The organism is Pseudoalteromonas shioyasakiensis, from assembly GCA_013391845.1.
Lineage (GTDB): Bacteria > Pseudomonadota > Gammaproteobacteria > Enterobacterales > Alteromonadaceae > Pseudoalteromonas > Pseudoalteromonas apostichopi.
Window position 1 is genome coordinate 2,598,830 of record CP058414.1, and the last position, 24,371, is coordinate 2,623,200.

The window sequence follows — 24,371 nt, forward strand, 5'->3', positions numbered from 1 at the left end:
TTGAAATTCCTATATTTAGCTTTTAGGAATGCATAGGTTTTTATCTGACAGATCACGCGCTTTATTACGAATACACTCCCGCTATAGATTAATAAACGCGGTGCATTATGAAGGCGAACTACGGACCAGAAATACGCAAAAAAGCACAAGACTTGTATGTGGTTGAAGGCTACACGGTGGATGAAATTGCCGAGCTGGATGACATGCCAAGTGCGCGTAGTGTTCGCCGCTGGGCTGAAGCTGGTAAATGGGAAGATATGTGCCCAAGTTACAATGCTGAAATGGCATATAGTAAGCGCATTAATTTATTGGCCGACAAAGAAAATAAAACCGATGCGGATTACAAAGAGCTCGACTTTTGTACCCGTCAGCTTTGCGCACTGAATAAAAGTAAACTTGCCCCTGCACCTAAACAACGTGCCAGCAATGATGACTCACCTAGTCATCAAGGTAATAACGGCAACAATAAAAAATCGAAGAAGAAAAAGAAAAACGATTGCTCCGGCATTACCGTTGATATGCTCAACGAGCTTAAAGACAAGTTACTTTACCCACACCAAAAACATTGGTTCGACAACCAAGACTATCGTAGCCGGTTTATCTTAAAGCCGCGTCAAATTGGGGCAACGTTCTACTTTGCATTTGAAGCATTCTACGATGCAGTGGTAAACGGCCGGAACAAGATTTTTATATCAGCGAGCCGCGACCAAGCCGAAGTATTTAAAGCCAATATTGTCGCGCTAGTGCGTGAACACTTTGATATTGAATTAACCGGCTCACCCATGGTGTTAAACCTTAAAGGTGGTAAAACGGTTAAGCTTATTTTCAAATCGACCAACGCACGAACGGCCCAATCGGAAAGCGGCGACTTATACATAGATGAAGTGTTTTGGATACCTAAATACAAAACATTACGCGGCCTTGCACAAGCAATGGCAACGCATAAGCATTTGCGTATTACCTATTTTAGTACGCCTTCAGTTACCAGCCATGAAGCGTATGATCATTGGAATGGTAAGTGGTATCGCAAAACCAAAGCCTGTAATGATCCTGAGTTTGAAATTGATGTAAGCCACACAGCGCTGAAAGATGGCATGTTGTGTGATGACGGTATATGGCGCCAAATGCTCACCGTGCATGATGTGGTTAATTCAGGCTTTGACCGCATTGATATTGACGTCCTTGAAAATGAATACAGCACTGACGAGTTTAATAACTTGTTTATGTGTAAGTTTATTGATGATGCACACAGCGCCTTTAATCTTAACCAAATCATGGCCTGTGTTGGTGACTCAACCAAATGGGATGACTTTAATTTAGAATGGGAACGCCCGTTTGCCTTAAAACCAGTTGTCATTGGTTTTGACCCTGCCCGCTTTGGTGATAAAGCCAGTGTTGCCGTATTAAGCTGCCCGATGAAACCAGGTGAAAAGTTCCGTCTGCTTGAAGCAATTGATTTAAGCGGTAATGACTTTGAAGCCATGGCCGCAGAAATAAAACTGCTTACCGAAAAATACAACGTGCAACATATTGGCGTTGATACCACCGGCATTGGTTATGGCGTGTGGGAAATGATCACTAAGTTTTTCCCTAACGCTGAGCCTATTCATTACAACCCAATAATTAAAAACCAACTGGTTATTAAGGCTATTAACGTCATTAAAAACCGCCGTTTTGAGTTCGATGAAGACGCAGTAAACATTGCCAGCTCGTTTATTAATATTCGTCGTAAAGTCTCTGGCGACCAAATCACCTACGCCACAAACCGCACAGCCACCACAGGCCATGCCGATATTGCTTGGGCAATTATGCATGCTATGAAATTTGAACCATTGGACGGCAATGCCCACAGCCGCCAAACCTCTGTAGGAATTGCAGCTTAATGAGTAAACCACGATTACAAGTGAGTAACGGCCAAATGCCGAACTACAACCAACGAACAGCCGTAACCGATACATTTAGTTTTGGTGATCCTGAGCCGTGCTTAGACAACCGGCTAACCGATTACATTGGTGTATTTAGTGACAGCAACGGCGTTTATGCACCGCCTATTAGCTTGCAAGGTTTAGTGAAGCTTTTACGTGTTAATGCCCAGCACGGGCCAATACTCTACTTTAAGCGCAACATGATCTTAAAGTGGTATAAACCAAACCCGCTTTTGAGCCATCAAGCACTTAGCAAATTCGCATTTGATTTGTTGTGGAGTGGTAACGCCTATTTACAGATTATTCGTAATGCGTTTGGGCAAATCATTAAACTGCGTCATTTACCTGCACTTACTATGCGTTATACCAATACGCGCGGTGTGTATGCCCAACTGAGTAACCGCACTCACCAGCCTATTTATTTTAAATCTGGTGAAGTGATTCACGTAAAAGAATATGACCCAGCCCAGGGTATTTATGGCATACCGCAATACTATGGCGGTATTCAGTCGGCGTTACTCAATGAAGATGCCACACTATTTCGCCGCCGTTATTACAAGAACGGTGCACACATGGGCTTTATCTTCTCCATGGCAGATCCGAACTTAAGCCAAGAAGATGAAAATGCACTTAAGAAAGCCATCCAAGATAGTAAAGGTGTGGGCAACTTTAGAAGTATGTTTCTTAACTTCCGTAGTCAGAAAACCGATGCCGAAAAGGCGATAAAGATAACACCTGTCGGTGATATATCCACCAAAGACGAATTTGAACGCATTAAAAAAATAACCTTAAACGACATGCTCAGCATGCACCGTGCACAAGAAGCACTTAGCGGCCAATCGTCAGGTGATAGCCCGGGCTTTGGTGATTTAGACAAGATCACTCGCGCTTATTACAACAACGAAGTGGTGCCACTTCAACAAGACGTACTGGGTATTAACAACTACTTACCCGCTGCACAGCACATTCAATTTAAAGAGCCTGAGTATTCAGACTTAAACCCGACTGTTAAGGAAAGCGCATGAGCTGGATAGATATTTCAGAATTTATTAAACAATGGGGGCAATTACTTATGTTGAGTTTTTTAGCAGCCACTATTCAAATGTATTTAAGCAAAAAACAATTTACGTTTTTTCATTACTTAATGAGCGTGCTGATTGCGATTTTTGCGGCCTATTTAGCCGCGATGTTTTGCGAGTGGCGTGGTTTTGATGAAAGTTTAAAAACGGGTGTCATTGGTGTAACAGCCTACGCCGCCCCACACTTATTAGAAGGGCTCGACAAAGTGATCAAGTCATTCAGTAAAGACCCGAAAGCCTTTATTAAATTAATTAGGGGGATCAAATAATGGGCTGGTTAAAAACACTCATTTCATTTATTACAGACCCAATTGCCGACTTAACCGGCGGCTATGTAGAGCGTAAACGCATTGCCGCTGAAATGGCCGCTGATGTAGCGCGTGCTGAAAACAATTTTAAAATTGCTCAGTTTGAAGGAAAGGCAAAGCGCTGTATGCAAGCAGAGCAAAACGACGCTGACTATGACTTACTTGTTCTTAAGAACCGCGACAAAACCATAATGGATGAAGTGATTATTTTATTCTTTTTGGGGTTGTTCATCTGTCACTTTATACCTGCTATGCAGCCGTACATGGCTGAAGGCTGGAAAGCGATGGGCTATAAAGGTGCGCCCTGGTACTTTGAGTTTGTGATTGTGGGGATTGCCGTTTCAACGCTTGGGTTAATGCGGTTGTTTAGGGCATTTTGGCGAAGCAGAGACAATAAAAAAAGCGCTAGTTAGGAGCTAGCGCTTTGAGTCAACAAATAAAATATTTGCCTTTCGGCTTGGTACTATGCAAAAAAGATTCTATTTCTGATTTCAGAACTTCAACGATGTTACTAATAAAAGTAGGTTGTTCGTCTTTAGAGTCTAAGTATCTTAGAATTTCTACCTGGTACTTAATTGAGGACTCGATCGAATATCTTACTGGATAGAATATTTTAAATTGCTGACGTGACACAACATGGTGTTGATTTTCAAAGTTAATGTTGAAGACGAGATGGCGGTCTTGTTCTTCTATGTAAGAACAACTACCTTTATCTTCAATGCATTGGAGGATAATATTTTTAATAAATATATCAAATTCGTTCATCTTATTCCCTTAACTCTAAACCATAAACCCATCCTTTAAGTTTATTTTTGGAATGTATCAGAAACTCTAAAAAATTCCAAGACAGTTGTTCCTTTTTTAAATATTTTATTGTCATTTTTTGTCAAAACTTGTCATATTTTGACATTCAGATCTTTTTGAAGAAGCTCTCAGATCCTTTTTTTACGAGCTCTAGGAAATGATTCCTTGTCAAAAAGATTGTCAATTTGACGCACTTTTTGCACGAAAGCGGAAGGCGAGGAGGAGTGAATTTTTCAGCCTTTGAGTTCTATGCTAGCAGTAGGATGGTTATTTGTCAGACAAACAAACACTGTATATAATCACAGTTATTGTTTTGTTAATTTATATTGGTGTGGCTATGCGGGTAACGTGTCCGAACTGTGGAAGTAAAGCGACTATTTCATCAAGAGAAAATCAATCAACCCATGTAGCTGATCTCTATATATCATGTACTGATGTTAAAAACTGTGGGGCAACGTTTGTTAGTACATTAGCATTTAAACATTACTTAAACCCACCACGCCAAACAACTGCGCAACTTGCAGCATCATTAATAAATAAACTACCAAAAGAAGAGCAGCTAAGTTTGATGGGGTTCTAAAAACCGAATAACTTTTTATAAAAAATAGAACGACTTAAGTAGATACCAAAATAAGCCAATAACAAAAAAAGTATATTTGAAACAACGAAAGCATTTGATTCCAAAGCAACCCCATGTACGAGTCTACCTCTTGGTTGTGAAGCCTCTATAAACGTCTGAAAACTAAACCCGTAGTAGCCTAATAGCATAATAATCACAATTACCATGGAAAGTATGGCTATAAAGTCACCATCTGGTTTACGAAAGAAAATGATCGAGGAAAGGTAGATTAAAAGAAATGTAGCGATGCCAGAAAATAAACCCAAAAGAGAACCCGCTGAAACTAAAGAAATCCATTCAATTAGCATAGTAGTACATTTAGCCTATAGTAGTATTATAAAACAATCCTCGTAAGTAGAGATTATCCCACAAGACTCAGCAACGCAAGATAGTTTATTACCTAATACTCAACGCGATTTTTACCTTCTTCTTTCGCTTTATATAGCTGTTTATCAGCTTGTTTTATCACATCTTTGATAGATGTTCTTTTGTCTAATTCAACCAAACCTGCACTAAATGTGAAATTCAAAGCTTTAATGCCATGATTAATCAATATATTCTTTACTGCACTCTGCAACCTAACTAAAGCATTATTAGCACCCATAAGGCCTACGCCTTGAAACACCACAAGAAACTCTTCACCCCCGAAGCGAAAAATTAAATCTTCTCGTCGGAGGGTTGTCTGCGCTATTTTGGTGAAACTTTTCAATACTTTATCGCCCGCTTGGTGTCCATACGTATCATTTATTGATTTAAAATTATCGAAATCAATAAAACCAATAGTTATAGGCAAGTTTTTGCGTTCATGGAGACTTATAGTCTTCTCAATAGTGTCAAAAAAATATCGACGGTTATAAACACCAGTTAACTCATCGTGAAACACTAGGTTAACGAGCCTTTCTTCTAACTTAGCTTGTTTTTGGGCCATAAACCGATAAGTGCAACAATCTGCGATCAGCTCAGCAAAATAAACCTCATAGCTATTCCACTCTCTGAAATTGACTTTTTGTTCAAAACAAACAACTCCAATTGGACTACCCTCACTAAAGATAATTGTATCTAGCATAGACTTGATATTTTCTATTTTTAAATATGTTTCGGTGAAGTCGATTGTTCTATGATCAGTGAGCGCATTATTGGCTACAATAGGGGTTCCGAACTCTATTGCTTCGAAATAGCGCGGGTAATCACTCTTAGTTAAATGTGGTAGTTCGTTAGGAGTATCATTGACTCCCCAGTCTGTATTTGCAACGCACTCTAAAATATTATTAGGTTCAGATTTTAATAACCAAACTGAAATACGACTTACATCCAAAGTTTCAAGTGAATCCTGCAAAACTTGCCACATAAACACTTGAACTGGTGCACTAAGATCAACTTTCATTGATGAATGCCGCCTAATTAAATTGGAATTTACTAAGATTTTATCTTTATTATCCAAGAGCAATCCTTACAGCTAACAATAGTACTCTTCTTAAATATAGAACTTACCACACGTAATTTAAAATAATATAAATAATTCCTGAAAGCCCAAAGTCGAATTAGCATTCAAATATACTATAGCTCCAAAGATAGGCTTCAGTTCATTAAGTAAACGACTTTATCCTGAAGGTCCACTTTTGACATCAAAAGCTATTTTCTATCAGATTTAATGAATGCTTATTCAATTAATCCATTAACTGTAATCGCCACCAATCGTTCTCGTTATTTGCTGACACTTGTCCTTCATCAACTAATACAGCTAAATCCCAATCCCCTATTGTAGTAAGTCCTTTATCATGCTTTGTTGCAATCAATGAATCACGTCCATCATTCTCGGCAAATGTGTATGCAAGCTCTATTAACTCTTTTGCTTGTTGTCTATGTGTATCGGTTACATGCCAACTACCCGATTTTTGGGCGAGTGTTTTCGCTCGATATTCAATAGCGAGTCGTTTTTCATGTTTTTGTTGGGCTGCTTCGTCCAGAACCTGCAACTGACCATCCCTTATTTGGTAAATTTGGTCGTTACGCCTGATCCTTTTGCCCGAAATTAGATCCTTTTTAACCTGATCAATCTCTTTTTTGTCATAGCCTACCATATCAAGTAATAACTCATCCCTAGAGCCCGTGGCTATGGGCGTACAGTTATTACCACTAGTCCAAGATAGGTCGGCTGCGCCGACGTTGGTGTTGCCCTTAGCTGCGGTTTTCTCTGCTGTACCTTTGAGTTGCCTGGTCCACTCGACTAATCGAGTTATTAACTGGTTATTGTTTATAGTGCGGTAAACGCCTTTGATGCGTTTCACCAATTCTGCGTAGTCATTACCTTGTGGGGTTTCTTCGTAATGGGTTTTAAAGTTTGCATAGCGGCCAATACACATACCACCCTGCAGCTTTACGTATTCTTTCCAGTTTGCTGCATCAGCTGCTTGGCGTATTGGCTCAAACTCGTCATCATCAAGTGCTTTACGCATACGGCGTAGCTCTCGATAAACCGTAACACTAGGCGACCCTTGAAACTGAAACTGGCGGATATTCCACGTACTTGCCCAGGCTAAAACAGGGTTAACCTGGCTTGTTAAGCTTTCACCCGTTTCAGCGTCTTCATGATCAGTGACACCATAACCATCAATGTTTTTACTGATGTACTTAGCAATATAGCTTGCAGCACTACCCTTGTTTTTATCCATGATCACAGCATCAAAACGCGGGGAAAAAGTGCGATAAAACTTGCTTGGCTCTTTGGCCTTTTTGCCTTGGCTTTTTTTAAAGCCCCACTCTTGGCGCTTTTGCTTATAAATCTTAAATAAACGGGCTTTCTCTGTATTAGCACGATAAGGAACACACGCTTCAACAAACTTCAGGTGAGTGCCCTCTTTATCTACATTCACCCATTTATTAAATACTTTGGCTCGGGTTAACTCAGGGCCGTAACGGTTATAGAGCTCGGTTTTATCTTCTTGAATAAAGTACCAACGTAAAATTGCATTGATTTCTTGTACTTTGTTTTTAGGCATGAAAAGCATCATGTGCCAATGCGGGCAACCATCTGCATGGGGTTCAACTACACGTACACCAAAGTATTTAAGGTCACGGCGGTTCAATTTAGAACGGGCTCTTGCCCAGGTACGAGTCAAATAGCTTTGTGCATCTTTGGGGGTTGTGCCCTGCCAATGGGCTGAATTTGCATGGTACTTTGCAGGACAAGTAATTGTATAAAATACGCCTACATAACCCATTTCGTCAGCGAGCTCTTCAGTCTCACGAATACGCAACATTAATTCATTACGGCGGTTCGCTGGGTTTGCAATCCCACTTTTAACCGCTTCAATTAGGTCAATTACATCTCCGTCACTACTCTGCAACTCCATCATTTCAAGAAACTGACGCCCGCTTGCTTGTGCAAAGCTAAATTCACGTTGCGCTTGCTTAGATGAGTACGGGCTAATACCACGGCGTTTAAACTTGTTGTTTTTCTTGTCGTGGTAAAGGTCTTTACCCACCTGCCCTGTGGCTATTTCTAATAGCTCTATAAATTGTCGGCGTAGAGTTTTTAATTGACGAGCCCACCACTTATCACACTGCATTTTAAGTAAGGCAATTTCAAAACATTCACTGGGTAAGTCATCATCACGCATGGCATAAAATGGCACGTTTACACCAATCGCTTTTGCATTTTCTGCCACGGCTTCATAGGTAAACCTGAGTATTTGCTCATAACCCAGTGTTTGGTGTTCTTCACTTACATCAATAGCAATTTGCACACACTCAATTGCCAAATCACCGGCATGCTTTTTTGTTTTCTCAACACTACTCAAAATATGCCAAGGTAATGGCATATTTTGAGTAATACTGAACAACACGCCAAAGCGTGGCTTTAATCTGTTTATAGTGCGGCGCAACCATTTATTAGCCCGGTACTCACTCCCCGCTTTCTTTTGGTTATATCGGTCAATGTATTTACGTGCTAGTCGGCTTTGTAATGGCACAGGCACATTTTGTAAGCCACGCGCTAAATAGTTGTGGTTGTCGATATCACTAATAGAAGAAATTAAACCCTTAGCTATGCTCGATAGTCTAAGGGTTTCTAAATCAAGAAGTTGATTTTTTAGCATTGCTATGCAAACTCAATCAAGCTTAGATCGTCATGAACTTGAACCGCCTCTAGTACGCTCGCCATTTTGTCGTAAACATGTGCATACTCAGGGTAGTCATCAACAATCAACTTAATCACTGGCATAAAGTCAGTAAGGCAGTTTTCGCATTCCATCAACATGGCAAACGTTGGACGCTTACCTAAGTTCCTAACTGTAAAATTAACTTGGTCAATGGCATGTAATACGATGTTGTCTACTAAACGCTGATTTTTAGATGGATCTCGGTCTTTGATAGTGGTCATTTTTAGTCGTCCTTTGGGGTTTTGATCGTTGTTATTTCACAACGCCAAGTGTGGAAAAGATTGATTTAAATTCTTCGGCTCGGTGGCCTAGGTAGGTAATGAAGCAGCCCTTTGTTGCGCCTTTCTTCACATTGCCTTGCGGGTCTTTAAAGTGAGTTCGGCCATCAATAAAGCAGCTAACGCCCGCATTTAATAACTTTTGGCACCATGCTTCTGAGCTATTAACAAAAGTTATATTCATCGCTTCTTTAAAGTTGCCTAAAGCAAACTGATTTAAATAGTAATCAACCCAATCACCATTGCTTGCAATATCTTCGGTAATACAATGACCTCGATACTTATGGTAGGTAGGATCATTGCATATTTTCTTAACACACTTAGGCTTGCAAGCTAGTTCACCTTTATTGAATGGGTGGTTAAGCCAAATAGTTTCAGCAATCCAGTCTAACGATAAAGCGTCATCTTCTTTGGTGAAAAATCGCTTAGCTTTCACTGACTGATTAGCAATTTCATTACTTGCAGGGTCTAAATCAATTACTGGAAACATTAAGTGAACACGTTCTAACACTTCATCTGGCGTGTAATATTCAACATTACCGCTATCTTGATTGATTAGCTGATCTGGCGTCATGATCAATCCTTAATGTGTTTGAGTGTTAGTTTGTTGCTCAGTAACCAAGTGCGGAACTACTTCAAACTTAGGCTGAGTACGTTCAAACTTTTCAGGCATCAACACATTTGCATCATCAAACGTGGCAACAATACTTTGTAGATTTAAAATCGCTTTATGTACGGCTTTGCGTTCTTGAAAATCGAACTTGTAAAAACTCATTTTTACGTGACGTTGTTTAAGCCCTGCAGCAAAACAAACAATCTTTCGCTGTTGTTCTGTCAGAACTGCATCAAATAGGTAACCAGGTGTACGCTTTGTATCACCCATCAATGCTTTAATTTCAGTAAGGCCCTTTGGTAATTTTCGCCCTTCAACAACTTCAAGTTGAACTGCATTTTTTTCATCACTCTGTGCTAAAGAATTTGCCATGATCAATGCTCCTAGCTATTTACGTTTTGTTGGTACTGGTTTCTAAACTTCACTAAATCTTGAACACGGTAGTAGTTTGATTTTCCGAACTGGACTGGCAGCGGGAACCCTTCAACCTTTGATAGCTCCCAAAACTTTTTACGACCACAACCAAGCAACTGCATAGCTTCTTTAGAATCGACTAGTTTTTCATCCAACTCTTTTACTTGTTCACGCAAGGCTAAGTTCTCTTGAAGCAGAGCGAACAACATGGCCTTTGCATCTGGGTGCACGTTTAAATTCACGATTTCTTGCTCAGTATTCATGCGGCACTCTCCTTATTACATTTTTGATGATCGGCCAGTAAATCGTTTACCGATACTTCGCCGTTTGTTAGTTCAGAAATTCGTGGAATGTATTTAGCTGGGGCTTGACCATGGCGATGCACCCAGTGAAATACAACTGATTGTTTAGTTCCTAAGATACCTGCAAGCTTTGTTTGTCCACCTATAAGACTCACCGCTTTTTCAATGGCTGACATTTAAATCTCCAACTACTCATGACCACTTTTATATATATTAAGATCACTTTAACTGGTTTGTAAACCACTAAATGTTGTATTTAGCGAAGGTAAACCAAAAATAGCGATTTGCAATAAAACAACTTAAAGTTATTATTGTTACTTACGAACATATAAAGTGTTTATATTTAACAACTTTTGGAGATGATATGGATATTGCAGAACGTGTTAAAAAATTAAGGAAGAAATTAAATCTAACTCAGTATCAACTTGCTGAGTTGGTAGGTGTCGCTCAAAACTCAATACAAAAACTAGAAAAGGGTGACACTAAAAATCCACGTAACATTGAAGCATTAGCACGCGCTCTACAGTGCACACCAGAGTATTTACGCTTTGGGGTTGGTGAGAGTGGAAACGATAATGTAACTGCAGGACCTTTAACACGAGCTACAGCACCGCTAATTAGTTGGGTTCAAGCTGGCGCTTGGTCAGAGATTAGCGAAATTAAAGCTTATGATGCTGATAGATACATGTGCCCTGTAAACTGCAGTGACCTGACTTTCGTGTTAAAAGTGCAAGGTATAAGCATGGAACCCAAGTTTAACGATGGTGATCTCATCTTTGTTGACCCAGAAGCTGAGTGCATCCACGGTTCGTATGTCGTAGCCCGTTTAGATGACGACAACCAAGCCACTTTCAAACAGCTGATCATAGAAGGTAACCAAAAGTTCCTCAAAGCCGCCAACCCCAACTGGCCAGAACAACTCATCCCCATCAATGGTAATTGCACGTTGGTAGGAAAAGTAATATTTACGGGTAAGTCACTTTAAATAGGAAATGATATGAAAATTCAAGAAATGGAGTTAAATGAATTCCTATCAAGAAACAACATTAATAAGGAGGATTTCAAAAAATGTGAGCTTGATTGGGTGCTTATACAAAGTATTGGGGCCAAACATCAATCAGAGATGAGTAGACTTGATGATCTTGCTGAATCATACGCAAAAACTATTCAGCGTTTTGATAAGGTTCACTCTGTTAGATGGAGAATTAAAGATCCTGAGCATTTAATGGAGAAAATAGTACGAAAAACTACCAAGTTTTCAGGTTCTTATAATAAAGATTATCTAAACATTTCCGTAGAAAACTATTTTGAAATGGTAACTGATCTGATTGGGATTCGTGCGCTACATTTATTTAAACAGGACTGCGTGGATATAATAACCTCATTAGAAAGTACATGGGAAAAAGCGGAGCCGGTAACGGCATATATTCGAAAAGGTGATAATGAAGAGGGTTATGAAGATATTGGCACTTGGAAAGTTAAAGAACATAAAGCTGGTTATCGTTCTATACACTTCGTATTCTCAACTAATCCTTATAAATCTAAGGTTTTCACCGAAGTACAAATTCGCACTATTTTCGAAGAAGGTTGGAGTGAAATAGATCATAAAATTCGTTATCCAAATTTTTCAGACAATAAAAATATTGCCGCTTTCTTAGATATTTTTAATAGATTAGCAGGAAGCGCTGATGAAATGGGTTCTTTTGTAAAAGCTTTGAGCACAATGATCAGCAAAAACCAATCTGAATTACAAATTCTTGAAGAAGAAAAGAGAATACATCAAGAAAAAATTAAAAATCTATTGGAAAGGCTTAAGCAAGAATCTAACTCAAATGAAGTAACTGGGTTAGTACATGACTTGGAATCTGAACTAGCTCATCAGCACTTATCTAGATCTCTTGGAGCGGCTGGAGCAGAGCTGTACAGAGACGACAGTTATGTAGCAATAGAAGATAATATTCTTACTGAGTTTCTTAAGCAGGCTCAGGCTGCAGCGATGGTAGGTAGTACATACAAGCCTACTCGATAAAATCGCTCAGCTTTCGTTTTAAAATAAGCCCATTGATACGGGCTTAATTAACTGTCAATATATGAATGATAATCAACCAATAAATCCTTCATATGGATTTTCTTTTAAGTTTTCGACTAAAAGGTTAAGTTCTCTGCTATATTCACTAATCGAAACGGGTTTTATGTTTTTTGCGTTTTCGTTAGTGAAACTAAAAAAAGCTAATTCTTCAAGCATCTCTCCGACAACAAATATAAAATTATTAAAGTCCTTAGGGAGTTCTCTATTATTTTTAACTTGTGTTTTATAAGTATCGTCAATTTGAAACGTACTCTTTGGAACAACCCCAATTTGTGATGCCAGAATTAAAAAGCTATCTAATAGGTTGCAAAAAGTTGAATTAAGCTTCATTTCACCTCCTGCTGGTTTTTTTTTGAAAAGTAGCTTGAGGTCACTTAAATATACATTGTATCTATCTATAAAATAATAAAGAGATGAGCTGCCGCCCTGCTCTCCTTTAGAGACTAACTCTAACTCTTTGTGATTATTAAAAGGAAATAGCTCTTTATACAGCTTTGATTTTCCTTTAATTTCTACATCATGTTCTTCCGCAAACTGGGAGAGCATCTCTATAAATTTTTTCTTATGTTCATAATAATTTGCGAACGTATTTTGCTCCCGAGCAATTTCTATTTGATGGTAAGTCTGTTCACTTCTATGGATCACAGCAATGAAGCCAGCAACAAAAAGAGTTGCTGATAGCGCCTTTAAAGGAAAATCAAAAAGCTCTAAAAACGATGAAAAACAGGCAGAGTTTTCACACCATACAAGGTTATCAGTAGAGTTCATTATTACTATTGAGCTTCCAACTGCTATGCCTACTCCGATAATTATAGCACTCCATAACAGCTTACTTTTCCACAAAGTTTTGTTTTCCACTTTTTCTTTTACTCCTAGTTATATGAAAATAGTGACAAGCCCAATTGGTAAAGCAAGCAAAGTACTGAAAAGAGCGACACTAACAACAAAGCACCCTGTCGCATTGTTTTTTATAGGTTCATTTATACTTTTCGTTTTTGATGTAGAACTAAAATTTGATTGTAAGTTTTTAATGAGAGCATTTTTTGTTATTACCTGTTCATCATCACCATTTATGTATTTGATCAACCCGCTCACACGGGACAGATTAAATGTTCTTTCATCACCAGCTTTATGACAAAAGCCCGTGAACGATAAGTCATCATTTTCAAATTCATAGATATCTACTTGTCTTGTTGATTTTTCCGCCATTGCATTTTCATAGCTAAACTTTATTGTTACTTGAGGCTCTCTATTTTGGCTAACGCTTTCAGAAATAGTGGAAAGATTGGGCTTTGCTGGTTCTTGTCGATTTAGTGACTTCTCTTCAACAATCGTTCGTGTTTTGGGAGGTACTAAGGTATTTAACTTCTGCTGTAACAGAGCTTGTAACTCTCCTTCGGCATTAACGGTTGCTTCTTCCCAAACAGCTATTTTAAATGGCTTTGGGTAGTCAAATTCATTTAGTGCGGATTCAATTTCGTTTAAATAAAGAACATATAAAGATTTTATTTTTTCTTCAAAAATAGGTAGCGCTTTAATAAGTTTGGGTTGAACTAATGTATTGGGATGCTCTTCTTCATATTTAATTAATTCATGTATAAGCGCACCTTTATTTTTTTTAGTGAGCTTTATGCCTATAGCTTTACAGCGCTCCTTGATTTCTGGCAACTTTTCATAGTTTAAAGCTATCTCCCAATTCTCATACTCTATAAGAGGAACTTGTTTAACAACACCTGCTTTTCTCAATGTATTAGCAAAATCATCTTCAACTACTTGCGGTTCTTCATTGATTTCAGGCTCACCAACATCAAAGTCACCTATAAATGTATGTAGATCATGCCAATACTTTTTTATCCACGTATCGGAGCTAAGTAGCTTTTGTCGGTTGGCACACATTGCTTTTTCAAAACTTTCAACATCTACTTCATAGCAGTACTCTTCATCAAATATGTAATCGTAAATTGTTTTAAAGTCTTGCTCTGTATTTGGCTTTTCTTCTCGCAACTCTTCTTTTAGCTCATCTAAGTCACTTACATCTTTTATTTTTATTCTGGCATTTTTTGGTGTAGGTAAGCGTTTGGCAGCATAAGAGCCGCTAGCGTTTTTAAAGTAGGTGTAATCCATATCAATTCCCTTTTGATTAATACTATAGATTAAGTTTTTGTTCATATTTCAACAAGCTGGGGATTTATACAGTCAAAGGAAATTAACGTACTGTATAAAAACACAGTAACCAGCTATAATCTTAAGAATACTTTGTATCCGGTACTTATTATGATTATCGAAAATGTGAATGTTGGGCCTAAATTTAAAGAGCTTTCTAAAACGTTAGATATGAGCTTTTTGAAGGACTCAACTTTTATCGGCCGCGCAAGCGGCCGTAGTATGGAAGGTGTGGGTATCTATGATGGTGATTTGTTAATTATTGATAGGTCTAAAGATGTGCAACAGAACGATGTAATAGTTGCATGCTTAAACGGTCAGTTTGTTTGTAAGATAGCCGACTTAATTAATAACCTTTTGTTGTCGGCAAACCCAGCTAATAAGCCATACAAATTAACTGGGTTTGACCAATACAATGTTGAGGGTGTCGTTACACAATCAATCAGAATGCACAGAACTACTAATGTTTTAGAGTTTGGGTGTTAGATTTTCTTACTGTAAAGTTCCTCTGTAAACATCTATAGCGCCCCCCTGCACTTAGGTATAGATTTTAGCCTTTCACGTAGAACTTGTATTTTGCCTGGACATAAACTTTAAGTTAAGAGGCACGGCTTGCTGCGTGCTTATTTGAGCGTCTTGTTAATTGCTGCCCTTTTATGTGTGCAACCAAGAGCATTAAAAATCTGAACAATGATTTGAACTTAAGATCAGATTTTTTAGCGCTGTTAGATTTACTAACTTAATTAATGAACCAATTTTCAAATAAGCATTTTTAACTAAATATTCTGTATCTTTTCCTATGTATTTTTTAAACTCGTCTATACCAGCAATAGTGTTGATTGTTACTTTTTTATATTTAGAAATAGAGTTAAACGAAAGGCCACGTTCCATCGACCTATCAAAAACAGTCCGCTCTAAACCATTCGCTATTTGAATAGGACTAAGCTTATTCTGAATCGCGTCTGCAAGGAAAGCCAAATTGCTCTCAATCTCAAATATCAATGATTGCCTGCCTGCATTCTGAGAGTGCCACCTAGCTCTTTCTTTATCAAAGATTTCGTATAACTCTTTCCAAATGCTCATGTAGCTCCTTAAGGTATTAGAAATATTTACAAAGAGCGAACCTCGCTTTCTACAGTGCAACCGCTCACTTTTTGAATTATTTATTCTTAGCAAACTTGCTAACTCATTACCAGCATTATTAAAAATAAATAGTACACTTATATTACTCTATTAAACTTATCCAAAATTTTAGAGATCTTTCTGATGACAATACCTAGGGTTATTTGTTAAAACTATATGGTGTAGAAAAATTAGCGTGCGGTTGGCAGAAATACGTGTGATAAGCTTGCTATTAAATTGTTAAATTTATTGGGTACTAATAATTGTCAAATCTTCAGTTCAACAAAAGAAAAATATTCCCCAACCCTTCAGATACGTTTTTTTTCAAGCTGGAGCCTTTAGAGTCTATTAAAGATGAGTGTATTTTTGTGTTAGACGCCAATGTTCTATTATTACCATATACAACAGGGGTAAAAAGCTTAAATGCAATTAAAGAAGTTTATAAATCACTTTCTCATGCAGACAGAGTATTTCTACCTGCTCAGACAGTAAGAGAATTTTTAGATAATCGAGCTATAAAAATAGCTGACATGAACGAAACCTTATCCAAAAAAATGAACCAAAGCTTTCAGTACGTAGGCTCCCATCCTTTATTAGGTGAACTTGAAGAGTATAAATCTCTAGAAGAGCAGGAAAAGAATGTTCGTGAAGCAATTAAAGCTTATCAAGGTGAAATCAAGAAAACCCTCAAGGTAATAAAATCATGGGGATGGAACGACCCTGTAAGTGATATGTACCATGAAATATTGGGTGGCAGGGTTCTATCCGATGAACTGCTTAATATTCAAGAAATAGAAAAAGATTTAAAACGAAGAAATGATTTAAACATACCTCCTGGTTATAAAGATAAAACTAAAGATGAAAACCAAGCTGGCGACCTTCTTATTTGGCATGAGATCCTATTGCTAGCTGCTGAAAAGAAAAAGCATTTAGTATTTATTTCTGGTGACGAAAAACCAGATTGGTGGCATCAAAGTGGGAAGAAACCACTATACCCAAGATTTGAATTGGTTGATGAATATAGAGAAAAATCAGAAGGTAAATCATTTCATATTATAAGTCTTTCAAGTTTACTAGAGCTTTTTAATGCTGAAGATGAAGTCGTTAAAGCAGTCAAATCATCTGAAGACAGTGTTAAATTTAAAACTAAACAATCACTCCATTCAAACTCAGAGTTAGCTGAAAGAGCTTTGCTAATCGTTGAAAAACTTCGTTCAGCTCTAATTGCAAATAAAATAGAAAGGGATCGCGTGATAGAGCAACAAATGCAAGAAATGAGAACAGCGACTGAGGAAAATCGGGATAAAATTTGGCATAAGTATAATCGAGTTGATAGAGATCCTACAGCTAAGCTTATGAATTATTACAACTCAAATTTTAAAATTGACGCAATCATGATCCGTAGTGAAATGGAATCTCGTCTACCGAATGAAATTTTAGAGAATCGTGAAAACACTTCTTTTGATATGTATTCTCATCCTACAAACCCATTGGGGTTGGAAAGTGTAGTTGATGATCTAGAATATTTGGCAAAAAGTTTACCATAAATAGCACAGGTCATTAAACGGACAAAACAGTTGAATATTCTCTTAGCTCAATATCATAACCAACTTTTTAGCCTCTTAATTCGGCAACACTTGAACCTATTATTGGTATAAAGGTGACCTTCGGATATAAATCGTTTAGGTTAAAAATTTTACCGATAATCCTCTTTAAATTTACAACAGACAGTTGAAAGTTGATTTAAGCTAATTCTTAAATAAATCAATTTGAGTTAAATATTAAATTGCAATAAAGCTCATAGCCTTCTCTCTGTTCTTTCATCCAGTCATGTTTGTTGTAGACCGCCATAACACCGCGCATTGTATGTCCGAGCATCTTTTCTGTTACATGAGGTGCTACACCATGCTCACTTAATAATGTAGATAATGATCTTCGTGCATCATGAGGTATGAATTTTGGCATATTGTATTTTTCAAATAGCTGCTCCCAAACACGGCCACAATAACGGTTAATGCTATGTGTTGTCATCGGCTTACGTGGGTTGCTGCCTGGTATTATGTATTCAAAGTTTCCGTAAACAGATACAAGCCTATTCAGGATTTCTTTCATCAAGCTAGAGATTGGGCGCCTTATCGTTTTATTTGTTTTTGAGTTTTCCGGTGGTACAGTCCAAACATCATTCTCAAAGTCAAAATGCTCCCACTTAGCTAAACGAACCTCAGACTGACGAGCGCCAGTTATGAATATAAGCTGCAAACAAGACTTGGTTGCTAATGTTGCTCTGGTAGATTCAATCTGCAACCAAAGTTTAGCTATTTCATCTAGCTGTAAAACTCGTTGGCCTACACTCGCATGCTCACCTACATCACTTACGTTTAGATTTAACACCGGATTAAAAGGTTTTACTAAACCACGTTTTTCAGCCCAGCCTAATATTGATTTTATACGGGTTAAAATTGTGCCGGCGGTTTTAGCACTGCCATCACGCTTAACCATATCAAAGTACTTTACCCAGTCATGAATAGTCATATTGTCGACGGGTAAGGCTCTATCGTTTAAGTAAGGAGTCACCCATTTTTTTACATGGTTTTTGTAAAGTGTTTGGGTTTTCTCTTTAAGGTCTGGCACGCGAGTTAATACCCATTCATGAGCAACTTCAGTGATTGTGGGTAAGCCCTTTGCATTGTTACGCATTAGCTTTAATTCAATGCGAGGATCTTTCTTTTGACTAAGCCAGTTTTGAAACTGTGGTATGTACGATTGAGCTTCTTTAATAGAAAGGCCAGGATAACGACCAAGTGTGATGATCACTTGTTTGCAATCGACTCGGCAACGATATTGCCAAGTAATCGTTCCTTTTGCTGATATCCTTACACTAAGGCTATCTCTGTGCGATAATGTGCAGGGCTCTTGGTTCTTGCCTAACAAATTTCGGAGTTTGGTATCGCTTAACGGCATTTAATTTTTTATACACACTTACAAAAAAATTTATACACGATACTATACACACCTTGAGATCATTGCAAGAAACACGAAGTAACTAGAAGAACTAAAAACAAGCCCAAACGCATTGAATTTAAAGGCTTAGGATATTGCATGGCAAACAGAGAATACTACGACACACCCCCTACGATATACTGGCACGACTACGAAACATTTGGCGCAAGCCCGCAAAAAGACCGCCCGAGTCAATTTGCAGGTATTCGTACTGATCTCGATTTAAATATTATTGGTGAGCCGTTAATTGAGTATTGTAAGCCAGCGGCTGATTACTTGCCCCATCCTGAAGCGTGTTTAATAACGGGCATCACACCGCAAGTTGCGATGCAAAAAGGCTTGATTGAAGCTGAGTTTATGGCAAAGATCCATGCTGAGTTTAGTCAACCGAACACCTGTGTAGCGGGTTATAACAGCATTCGCTTTGATGATGAAGTCACGCGTTACAGCTTATACCGTAATTTTTATGACCCTTACGAGCGCGAATACAAAAACAATAATAGCCGCTGGGATATCATTGATCTGGTACGAGCATGTTACGCGTTACGCCCAGAGGGCATTGAATGGCCGCTTAAAGAAGACGGGTCACCTAGCTTTAAACTCGAGCACTTAACCGTTGCCAATGGCATTGAACATGCTGCCGCTCACGATGCATTAAGTGATGTAACGGCAACCATAGCGTTGGCAAAATTAATAAAAGAAAAACAACCAAAGTTGTATCAGTTTTTCTTTAGCTTACGCTCTAAAAAAGCACTAGCTGATTTAGTTGATGTATTTAACATGACACCATTAGTGCACACCTCATCACGAATTCCGGCAAGTCAGGGCTGCACAAGCTGGATTGCCCCAATGAGCTTTCACCCTGTCAATAAAAACGCCATTATTTGCTTTAATTTGACTGAAGATCCGCAAGTCTTATTAGATTTATCTGTTGAAGAGCTGCGCACGCGTCTTTACACAAAACACAGTGACCTTGGTGAAGGTGAAGCACCTGTAGGCTTAAAGCTCGTGCATTTGAATAAATGCCCTATTCTTGCACCAGCAAAAACCTTATTACCAGAAAATGCAGCTCGATTAGGTATTGACCGAGAAAAATGCTTACAAAATCTAGCCATTTTAAAAGCCAACACTGAGCTTCGCGACAAAGTAACCGAAGTGTTTAATGAACAACGTGATTATGGCGAAACCACTAACCCTGACTATCAACTTTATGATGGCTTTACCAGCCACGCTGATAAAGCTAAATTTGCCATTATTCGAGATGCAAGCCCTGAGCAATTAGCCTCAATGCAGCTTGATTTTGATGATAAAAAGTTTGCCACCTTACTATTTAGATACCGAGCTCGAAACTGGCCTCAAACACTCAGCCAAGATGAACTGGCAAAGTGGCGCCAATATTGTCAAAACAAACTAATGCATGGCGAAGATAATCCATCAATTAGTGGGCAAGATTTCATGATCACACTTGAGTATCTGGCTCATGAAAATGATGATAACGAGAAAAATCTGCATATTTTAAAAGCCTTGTACAATTACGCACAAAGCATGTAATTGAAAACGCGACAATCATTGTCGCGTTTTTATAGGTATTACTTTTTATGTAACGCTTCGATGCGCGCTAATAAACTTGAGGTGTCATAGCGTCCACCACCTAAAGCTTGTACATCAGCGTAATATTGATCAACTGTTGCCGTCATCGGCAAAGTTGCGCCGTTTGCCTTTGCCTCATCTAGAGCAATGCCTAAATCTTTACGCATCCAATCAACAGCAAAACCAAATTCGTATTCGCCAGCCCACATGGTTTTGTAGCGGTTTTCCATCTGCCATGAGCCTGCTGCACCTTTAGAGATGGTTTCAATGACCTTTTCACCATCAAGGCCGGCTTGTTTTGCAAAGTGTAATCCCTCGGCTAAGCCCTGCACCACACCGGCAATACAAATCTGATTAACCATTTTACAAAGTTGGCCAGAGCCTACTTCGCCTAATAATTGGCTAAAGCGACTAAAAGCAGCCATCACAGGCTGAACAACATTAAAATCAGCTTCATCGCCACCAACCATCACGGTTAACACGCCATTTTCTGCACCTGCTTGACCACCAGAGACTGGCGCATCTAAAAATGCAATACCATGCTGTTTAGCTTGAGCTCCTACTTCACGTGCAACTTCAGCCGACGTTGTGGTGTGGTCTACTAAATAGCTCCCCTCATGCATACTTACAAGAACACCATTTTCACCATAAACAACTGAACGTAAATCGTCATCATTGCCTACACACATGAAAACGATATCAGCACCTTTAGCTGCTTCACTTGGCGTTTCACAATAACTACCTTGATATTCTGAAACCCACTTTTGCGCTTTAGCTGTTGTGCGGTTGTAAACTGTCACGTTGTGACCTGCGTTAGCAAGGTGACCCGCCATTGGGTAACCCATTACACCTAATCCGATGAAGGCGACTTTCATTGACATAAAACTGACCTATTTGAGTGATAAATTAGTAACAATTTCATTATCTCAACCGATTAACTAAAAAGCGAATGAAAAAAAGTTCATTTAAACCAGTCAAAAACACACAGGTAACACATGGATAGTATATATCGTTTCAACGCCCAGCTTGCATCTGGTGAAAATTTTAGCCTTGAATCGCTACAAGGAAAAACAGCGCTTATCGTCAATATTGCCAGTAAATGTAATTTTTCAGTGCAAATGGCAAGCCTTGAAAAGCTCTATCTAGAATATAAACAGCAAGGATTTACTGTGCTTGGGTTTGCATGTAATCAATTTGGCCACAATGAGCCCCTTGATGGCAATGAGCTACAAGCTTTTTATCAGCAGCACTTTGATGTCAGTTTTCCTATTTTTAACAAAGTATTAGTTAACGGCCCTGATGCCCACCCTTTATTTAATCATTTAAAGTGTCATACCCGTGGAATTGCACAAAACCGCGCAATTAAATGGAATTTCACCAAATTTCTTATAAACTCAGAGGGTCAACTCGTTGCGCGATATGCCCCGCGTACCAAACCCGAAACCCTCAAAATGGTGATAGAGAGTAATTTAAATGATGAAACTGGCCTTATTCAGTGCGCAAAAATATGAGCAACCGTTTTTTGAAAGGAATCTAACTGAATACGCTGACTCTGTTTCGCTCAGTTATTTTGAGCAGTCTTTAAACATCAATACAACTCCTCTTTGTAAAGGCTTCGATGCGGTGTGCGTGTTTGTAAACGATACAGTCGACAAGCACGTCATTGCAGATATGGCAGCTGTAGGCGTAAAAGCAATCTTATTACGCTGTGCAGGTTTTAATAATGTAGACCTTGATGCAGCCAAAGAGCATAACATCAAGGTATGCCGCGTCCCGGCTTATAGCCCCGAAGCTGTCGCAGAGCATTGTATTGCTCTAATGCTAACGCTCAACCGTAAAACCCACAAAGCCTTTAACCGTGTACGTGAAGGTAACTTTGATTTAAACGGCTTACTTGGCTTTAATCTGTTTAAAAAAACCATTGGGATTATAGGCTGTGGCAAAATCGGTTTAGCTTTAGTGAATATTTTAAATGGCTTTGGGGCTAAAGTACTCGTTTGTGACCCAATGGCAAGTGAAGGCCCTTATACTTTATGTGATTTAGACACATTGCTCACACAAAGTGATGTCATCTCTTTACATTGCCCACTCAACGAGCACACCCATCATTTAATTGATAGCAGTGCATTTAAAAAAATGAAAGACGGTGTTATGTTAATTAACACCTCTCGTGGTGCACTTCTCGATAGCCAAGCATGTATTCAAGCGCTTAAGTCTAAAAAGCTCGGACATTTAGGACTTGATGTGTATGAGCAAGAGTCAGAGTTATTCTTTAAAGATCATCGCGAAGAAATCATGCAAGACGATATTTTTTCACGCCTTATTAGTTTTCCTAATGTGTTAGTGACAGGCCACCAAGGCTTCTTCACCCAAGAAGCGCTTAGCGAAATAGCCTGCACCACACTACAAAGTGCTAATGAGATAAGCCAAGGCTTACCATTAACTAACGAAGTTAGTTAATGAGTGCGTACCTTATACTAAAAAGGCGTGAGGTTTAAACCCCACGCCTTTTTACTTTTGTCTTTTACCTCGAAACTAGAAACTTGTAACTCGCAGCTCAAGACTCTATTTCAACAACGCCACGTTCACAAATACTGCTGTCATTAATAACGGGCACACAAAGCGAATATACTGAGCAAACCAATAATGAGGGCCGCTCGAGACTTGATGCAATTTATTACCACGTTGCCATAACCAGCCTACAGTAATGAAATAGAACAGTCCCATTAAAGGTAGTTGGTACTGCGTAAGCACCATAATCACCAAACCAAATAACCAGTCAAAATTTAAGATAATAACTGATGAAGCGATAAAGACGATTAAAGTTACAAATAAAGTCGCTTTTTTACGCTCTATACTGTGGTTCTCAACTAAAAATGCCACTGGAATTTCAGTTGATGAAATTGTTGATGTAACAGAAGCTATTGACATTAACACGAAAAACAATAATCCAACGAGTAAGCCCATTTGCCCCATAGTACTAAACAGCTCAGGTAAAATTGCAAAAATTAACTGCCCTTCACCTACTAATTTACCGTTGCTAAACACTTCTACACCGTTATGCTGAGCAACAAAAATAGCTGGTATAATCAACAAACCCGCCAAAAAGGCAACCCCCGTATCTAGCAACGCCACTGTTCCGGTTAGTTTAGGAAGGTTCGCATCAGGCTTTAAATATGAGCCATAAACCATCATACAGCCTACACCTAACGACAATGAAAAGAACGCTTGTCCCATTGCCGCAATAATTAAGTTTGCATCAAGAATTTGACTAAAATCTGGCACTAAGTAGGCTGCAAAGCCATCTATCGCACCATCTAAGGTCGCGATATAAGCAATTAACGCCACTAATAACACTAGCAATAATGGCATTAAACGGCGTGACCAAGTCTCGATTCCTGATTTAACCCCTTTTAAGATAATACTCGCAGTTAGAATAAGCATCAGCGGCGTAAACACAAAGTTGCGTGCCATTGAATCACTATGCAAAAAGTTACTTAACTCAGTAAAACCCAAGAAGCTAGCGATTGGCTCAAGTGCATACGCTAACATCCAACCTGCGACTATCGAATAAAAGCTTAACATCACAATTGCACCAAACAGACCTATGTAGCCTGCTGCAGCGCCCACTTTAGGAGCCGTATCTTGCCATGCATTGGATAATGCTTTTACCGGATTAGCTTGCGCTTGGTGGCCTAAATACAGCTCAGTATAAAGGGCTGGAAGCGCTAATAAGAAGATAACAATGAAGTAAACAAGTAAAAATGCACCGCCGCCATGGTTTGCCGCTTGTGTTGGAAAGCCCCAAATATTACCTAAACCTACCGCCGCACCTGAAGCGGCTAATACGAAACCTAGTCGGCTGTGAAAGCCGTCACGAACTTGTGCCATACATCTATAAATCT

At 38.8% G+C, this 24,371-nt stretch carries 25 protein-coding genes and 1 pseudogene; 12 read left to right on the plus strand and 14 right to left on the minus strand.

The features are described 5' to 3' along the window. Positions 1 to 107 precede the first annotated feature (107 nt). The 5 genes from HYD28_11865 to HYD28_11885 all read left to right on the plus strand — a co-directional run bounded on the left by HYD28_11865 (position 108) and on the right by HYD28_11885 (position 4,696). Positions 108 to 1,883 carry a terminase gene (locus tag HYD28_11865; GenBank protein ID QLE09595.1) on the plus strand — a complete coding sequence of 592 codons (1,776 nt, stop codon included), beginning with the start codon at positions 108 to 110 and terminating at the stop codon, positions 1,881 to 1,883. Further along, positions 1,883 to 2,950 carry a phage portal protein gene (locus tag HYD28_11870; protein QLE09596.1) on the plus strand — a complete coding sequence of 356 codons (1,068 nt, stop codon included), beginning with the start codon at positions 1,883 to 1,885 and terminating at the stop codon, positions 2,948 to 2,950. The genes HYD28_11865 and HYD28_11870 overlap by 1 nt, the downstream gene beginning before the upstream one ends. Then, a complete protein-coding gene (locus HYD28_11875; protein QLE09597.1) occupies positions 2,947 to 3,273 on the plus strand; it encodes a hypothetical protein in 327 nt (108 codons plus the stop codon). Before HYD28_11870 ends, HYD28_11875 begins: the two co-directional genes overlap by 4 nt. After that, complete coding sequence (locus tag HYD28_11880) at positions 3,273 to 3,725, plus strand: hypothetical protein (protein QLE09598.1); 453 nt, start codon at positions 3,273 to 3,275, stop codon at positions 3,723 to 3,725. The genes HYD28_11875 and HYD28_11880 overlap by 1 nt, the downstream gene beginning before the upstream one ends. A 728-nt stretch (positions 3,726 to 4,453) precedes the next feature. Continuing rightward, positions 4,454 to 4,696 carry an ogr/Delta-like zinc finger family protein gene (locus tag HYD28_11885; GenBank protein QLE10549.1) on the plus strand — a complete coding sequence of 81 codons (243 nt, stop codon included), beginning with the start codon at positions 4,454 to 4,456 and terminating at the stop codon, positions 4,694 to 4,696. Here the strand turns inward: HYD28_11885 and HYD28_11890 are convergent. From HYD28_11890 to HYD28_11925, 8 genes are all read right to left on the minus strand, one after another. Beyond that, complete coding sequence (locus HYD28_11890) at positions 4,693 to 5,043, minus strand: hypothetical protein (protein QLE09599.1); 351 nt, start codon at positions 5,041 to 5,043, stop codon at positions 4,693 to 4,695. The two genes, HYD28_11885 and HYD28_11890, sit on opposite strands and share 4 nt — an antisense overlap. 92 nt (positions 5,044 to 5,135) lie before the next feature. After that, positions 5,136 to 6,176: a sensor domain-containing diguanylate cyclase gene (locus tag HYD28_11895; protein ID QLE09600.1), complete on the minus strand. Its 1,041-nt coding sequence runs from the start codon at positions 6,174 to 6,176 to the stop codon at positions 5,136 to 5,138. A gap of 226 nt (positions 6,177 to 6,402) precedes the next feature. Next, the gene (locus HYD28_11900) at positions 6,403 to 8,832 is read right to left on the minus strand and encodes a replication endonuclease (GenBank protein QLE09601.1); all 2,430 of its coding nucleotides are present in this window, start codon (positions 8,830 to 8,832) and stop codon (positions 6,403 to 6,405) included. A 2-nt stretch (positions 8,833 to 8,834) separates the two neighbouring features. Beyond that, positions 8,835 to 9,116: a hypothetical protein gene (locus HYD28_11905; GenBank protein ID QLE09602.1), complete on the minus strand. Its 282-nt coding sequence runs from the start codon at positions 9,114 to 9,116 to the stop codon at positions 8,835 to 8,837. Between the two features lie 31 nt (positions 9,117 to 9,147). Continuing rightward, positions 9,148 to 9,747 carry a hypothetical protein gene (locus HYD28_11910; GenBank protein ID QLE09603.1) on the minus strand — a complete coding sequence of 200 codons (600 nt, stop codon included), beginning with the start codon at positions 9,745 to 9,747 and terminating at the stop codon, positions 9,148 to 9,150. 9 nt (positions 9,748 to 9,756) lie between these two features. Continuing rightward, positions 9,757 to 10,158 (minus strand): hypothetical protein, encoded by a 402-nt coding sequence (locus tag HYD28_11915; GenBank protein ID QLE09604.1) that lies wholly within the window; start codon positions 10,156 to 10,158, stop codon positions 9,757 to 9,759. Between the two features lie 11 nt (positions 10,159 to 10,169). Beyond that, positions 10,170 to 10,463 (minus strand): hypothetical protein, encoded by a 294-nt coding sequence (locus HYD28_11920; GenBank protein ID QLE09605.1) that lies wholly within the window; start codon positions 10,461 to 10,463, stop codon positions 10,170 to 10,172. Beyond that, positions 10,460 to 10,678, minus strand: a complete 219-nt coding sequence (locus HYD28_11925; protein ID QLE09606.1) for a helix-turn-helix domain-containing protein — start codon at positions 10,676 to 10,678, stop codon at positions 10,460 to 10,462. Before HYD28_11925 ends, HYD28_11920 begins: the two co-directional genes overlap by 4 nt. Before the next feature lie 188 nt (positions 10,679 to 10,866). On the opposite strand from HYD28_11925, the gene HYD28_11930 reads away from it, so the two are divergent. Continuing rightward, the gene (locus HYD28_11930; protein QLE09607.1) at positions 10,867 to 11,487 is read left to right on the plus strand and encodes a helix-turn-helix domain-containing protein; all 621 of its coding nucleotides are present in this window, start codon (positions 10,867 to 10,869) and stop codon (positions 11,485 to 11,487) included. A gap of 12 nt (positions 11,488 to 11,499) precedes the next feature. Next, positions 11,500 to 12,531 (plus strand): RelA/SpoT domain-containing protein, encoded by a 1,032-nt coding sequence (locus HYD28_11935; GenBank protein QLE09608.1) that lies wholly within the window; start codon positions 11,500 to 11,502, stop codon positions 12,529 to 12,531. 72 nt (positions 12,532 to 12,603) lie between these two features. Here HYD28_11935 and HYD28_11940 read toward each other — a convergent pair whose 3' ends face one another. Both HYD28_11940 and HYD28_11945 read right to left on the minus strand, forming a co-directional pair. Continuing rightward, on the minus strand, positions 12,604 to 13,449 hold the full coding sequence (locus tag HYD28_11940) for a hypothetical protein (protein ID QLE09609.1): 846 nt from the start codon (positions 13,447 to 13,449) through the stop codon (positions 12,604 to 12,606). An 18-nt stretch (positions 13,450 to 13,467) separates the two neighbouring features. Next, positions 13,468 to 14,715, minus strand: a complete 1,248-nt coding sequence (locus HYD28_11945; protein QLE09610.1) for a WYL domain-containing protein — start codon at positions 14,713 to 14,715, stop codon at positions 13,468 to 13,470. Between the two features lie 150 nt (positions 14,716 to 14,865). Here HYD28_11945 and HYD28_11950 point away from each other — a divergent pair, with 150 nt between their 5' ends. After that, positions 14,866 to 15,240, plus strand: a complete 375-nt coding sequence (locus HYD28_11950) for a S24 family peptidase (protein ID QLE09611.1) — start codon at positions 14,866 to 14,868, stop codon at positions 15,238 to 15,240. Positions 15,241 to 15,352: 112 nt separating this feature from the next. Here HYD28_11950 and HYD28_11955 read toward each other — a convergent pair. Continuing rightward, positions 15,353 to 15,837 (minus strand): annotated as a pseudogene (locus HYD28_11955) (hypothetical protein). Between the two features lie 302 nt (positions 15,838 to 16,139). On the opposite strand from HYD28_11955, the gene HYD28_11960 reads away from it, so the two are divergent. Further along, positions 16,140 to 17,423 carry a DUF4935 domain-containing protein gene (locus HYD28_11960; GenBank protein ID QLE09612.1) on the plus strand — a complete coding sequence of 428 codons (1,284 nt, stop codon included), beginning with the start codon at positions 16,140 to 16,142 and terminating at the stop codon, positions 17,421 to 17,423. A 217-nt stretch (positions 17,424 to 17,640) separates the two neighbouring features. On the opposite strand, the gene HYD28_11965 is transcribed toward HYD28_11960, so the two are convergent. Next, positions 17,641 to 18,837 (minus strand): tyrosine-type recombinase/integrase, encoded by a 1,197-nt coding sequence (locus HYD28_11965; protein ID QLE09613.1) that lies wholly within the window; start codon positions 18,835 to 18,837, stop codon positions 17,641 to 17,643. A gap of 138 nt (positions 18,838 to 18,975) precedes the next feature. Between HYD28_11965 and sbcB the strand changes: the two genes are divergently transcribed. Next, positions 18,976 to 20,427 (plus strand): exodeoxyribonuclease I, encoded by a 1,452-nt coding sequence (sbcB, locus tag HYD28_11970; protein QLE09614.1) that lies wholly within the window; start codon positions 18,976 to 18,978, stop codon positions 20,425 to 20,427. Positions 20,428 to 20,465: 38 nt separating this feature from the next. Here the strand turns inward: sbcB and HYD28_11975 are convergent, their stop codons facing one another. Next, positions 20,466 to 21,347 (minus strand): NAD(P)-dependent oxidoreductase, encoded by an 882-nt coding sequence (locus HYD28_11975; protein ID QLE09615.1) that lies wholly within the window; start codon positions 21,345 to 21,347, stop codon positions 20,466 to 20,468. 114 nt (positions 21,348 to 21,461) lie between these two features. Between HYD28_11975 and HYD28_11980 the strand changes: the two genes are divergently transcribed. Continuing rightward, complete coding sequence (locus tag HYD28_11980) at positions 21,462 to 21,977, plus strand: glutathione peroxidase (protein QLE09616.1); 516 nt, start codon at positions 21,462 to 21,464, stop codon at positions 21,975 to 21,977. Further along, positions 21,943 to 22,926 carry a 2-hydroxyacid dehydrogenase gene (locus HYD28_11985; GenBank protein QLE10550.1) on the plus strand — a complete coding sequence of 328 codons (984 nt, stop codon included), beginning with the start codon at positions 21,943 to 21,945 and terminating at the stop codon, positions 22,924 to 22,926. Before HYD28_11980 ends, HYD28_11985 begins: the two co-directional genes overlap by 35 nt. A gap of 105 nt (positions 22,927 to 23,031) precedes the next feature. Here HYD28_11985 and HYD28_11990 read toward each other — a convergent pair whose 3' ends face one another. After that, entirely contained in the window at positions 23,032 to 24,357 is a 1,326-nt protein-coding gene (locus tag HYD28_11990; protein QLE09617.1) for a sodium-dependent transporter, read from the minus strand. Positions 24,358 to 24,371 lie beyond the last annotated feature (14 nt).

Coding starts and splice junctions, on each gene's coding strand:
- HYD28_11865 (QLE09595.1), top strand. CDS start 108: ATGAAGGCGAACTACGGACCAGAAATACGCAAAAAAGCACAAGACTTG.
- HYD28_11870 (QLE09596.1), top strand. CDS start 1,883: ATGAGTAAACCACGATTACAAGTGAGTAACGGCCAAATGCCGAACTAC.
- HYD28_11875 (QLE09597.1), top strand. CDS start 2,947: ATGAGCTGGATAGATATTTCAGAATTTATTAAACAATGGGGGCAATTA.
- HYD28_11880 (QLE09598.1), top strand. CDS start 3,273: ATGGGCTGGTTAAAAACACTCATTTCATTTATTACAGACCCAATTGCC.
- HYD28_11885 (QLE10549.1), top strand. CDS start 4,454: ATGCGGGTAACGTGTCCGAACTGTGGAAGTAAAGCGACTATTTCATCA.
- HYD28_11890 (QLE09599.1), bottom strand. CDS start 5,043: ATGCTAATTGAATGGATTTCTTTAGTTTCAGCGGGTTCTCTTTTGGGT.
- HYD28_11900 (QLE09601.1), bottom strand. CDS start 8,832: ATGCTAAAAAATCAACTTCTTGATTTAGAAACCCTTAGACTATCGAGC.
- HYD28_11905 (QLE09602.1), bottom strand. CDS start 9,116: ATGACCACTATCAAAGACCGAGATCCATCTAAAAATCAGCGTTTAGTA.
- HYD28_11910 (QLE09603.1), bottom strand. CDS start 9,747: ATGACGCCAGATCAGCTAATCAATCAAGATAGCGGTAATGTTGAATAT.
- HYD28_11915 (QLE09604.1), bottom strand. CDS start 10,158: ATGGCAAATTCTTTAGCACAGAGTGATGAAAAAAATGCAGTTCAACTT.
- HYD28_11920 (QLE09605.1), bottom strand. CDS start 10,463: ATGAATACTGAGCAAGAAATCGTGAATTTAAACGTGCACCCAGATGCA.
- HYD28_11925 (QLE09606.1), bottom strand. CDS start 10,678: ATGTCAGCCATTGAAAAAGCGGTGAGTCTTATAGGTGGACAAACAAAG.
- HYD28_11930 (QLE09607.1), top strand. CDS start 10,867: ATGGATATTGCAGAACGTGTTAAAAAATTAAGGAAGAAATTAAATCTA.
- HYD28_11935 (QLE09608.1), top strand. CDS start 11,500: ATGAAAATTCAAGAAATGGAGTTAAATGAATTCCTATCAAGAAACAAC.
- HYD28_11945 (QLE09610.1), bottom strand. CDS start 14,715: ATGGATTACACCTACTTTAAAAACGCTAGCGGCTCTTATGCTGCCAAA.
- HYD28_11950 (QLE09611.1), top strand. CDS start 14,866: ATGATTATCGAAAATGTGAATGTTGGGCCTAAATTTAAAGAGCTTTCT.
- HYD28_11965 (QLE09613.1), bottom strand. CDS start 18,837: ATGCCGTTAAGCGATACCAAACTCCGAAATTTGTTAGGCAAGAACCAA.
- sbcB (QLE09614.1), top strand. CDS start 18,976: ATGGCAAACAGAGAATACTACGACACACCCCCTACGATATACTGGCAC.
- HYD28_11975 (QLE09615.1), bottom strand. CDS start 21,347: ATGTCAATGAAAGTCGCCTTCATCGGATTAGGTGTAATGGGTTACCCA.
- HYD28_11980 (QLE09616.1), top strand. CDS start 21,462: ATGGATAGTATATATCGTTTCAACGCCCAGCTTGCATCTGGTGAAAAT.
- HYD28_11985 (QLE10550.1), top strand. CDS start 21,943: ATGAAACTGGCCTTATTCAGTGCGCAAAAATATGAGCAACCGTTTTTT.
- HYD28_11990 (QLE09617.1), bottom strand. CDS start 24,357: ATGGCACAAGTTCGTGACGGCTTTCACAGCCGACTAGGTTTCGTATTA.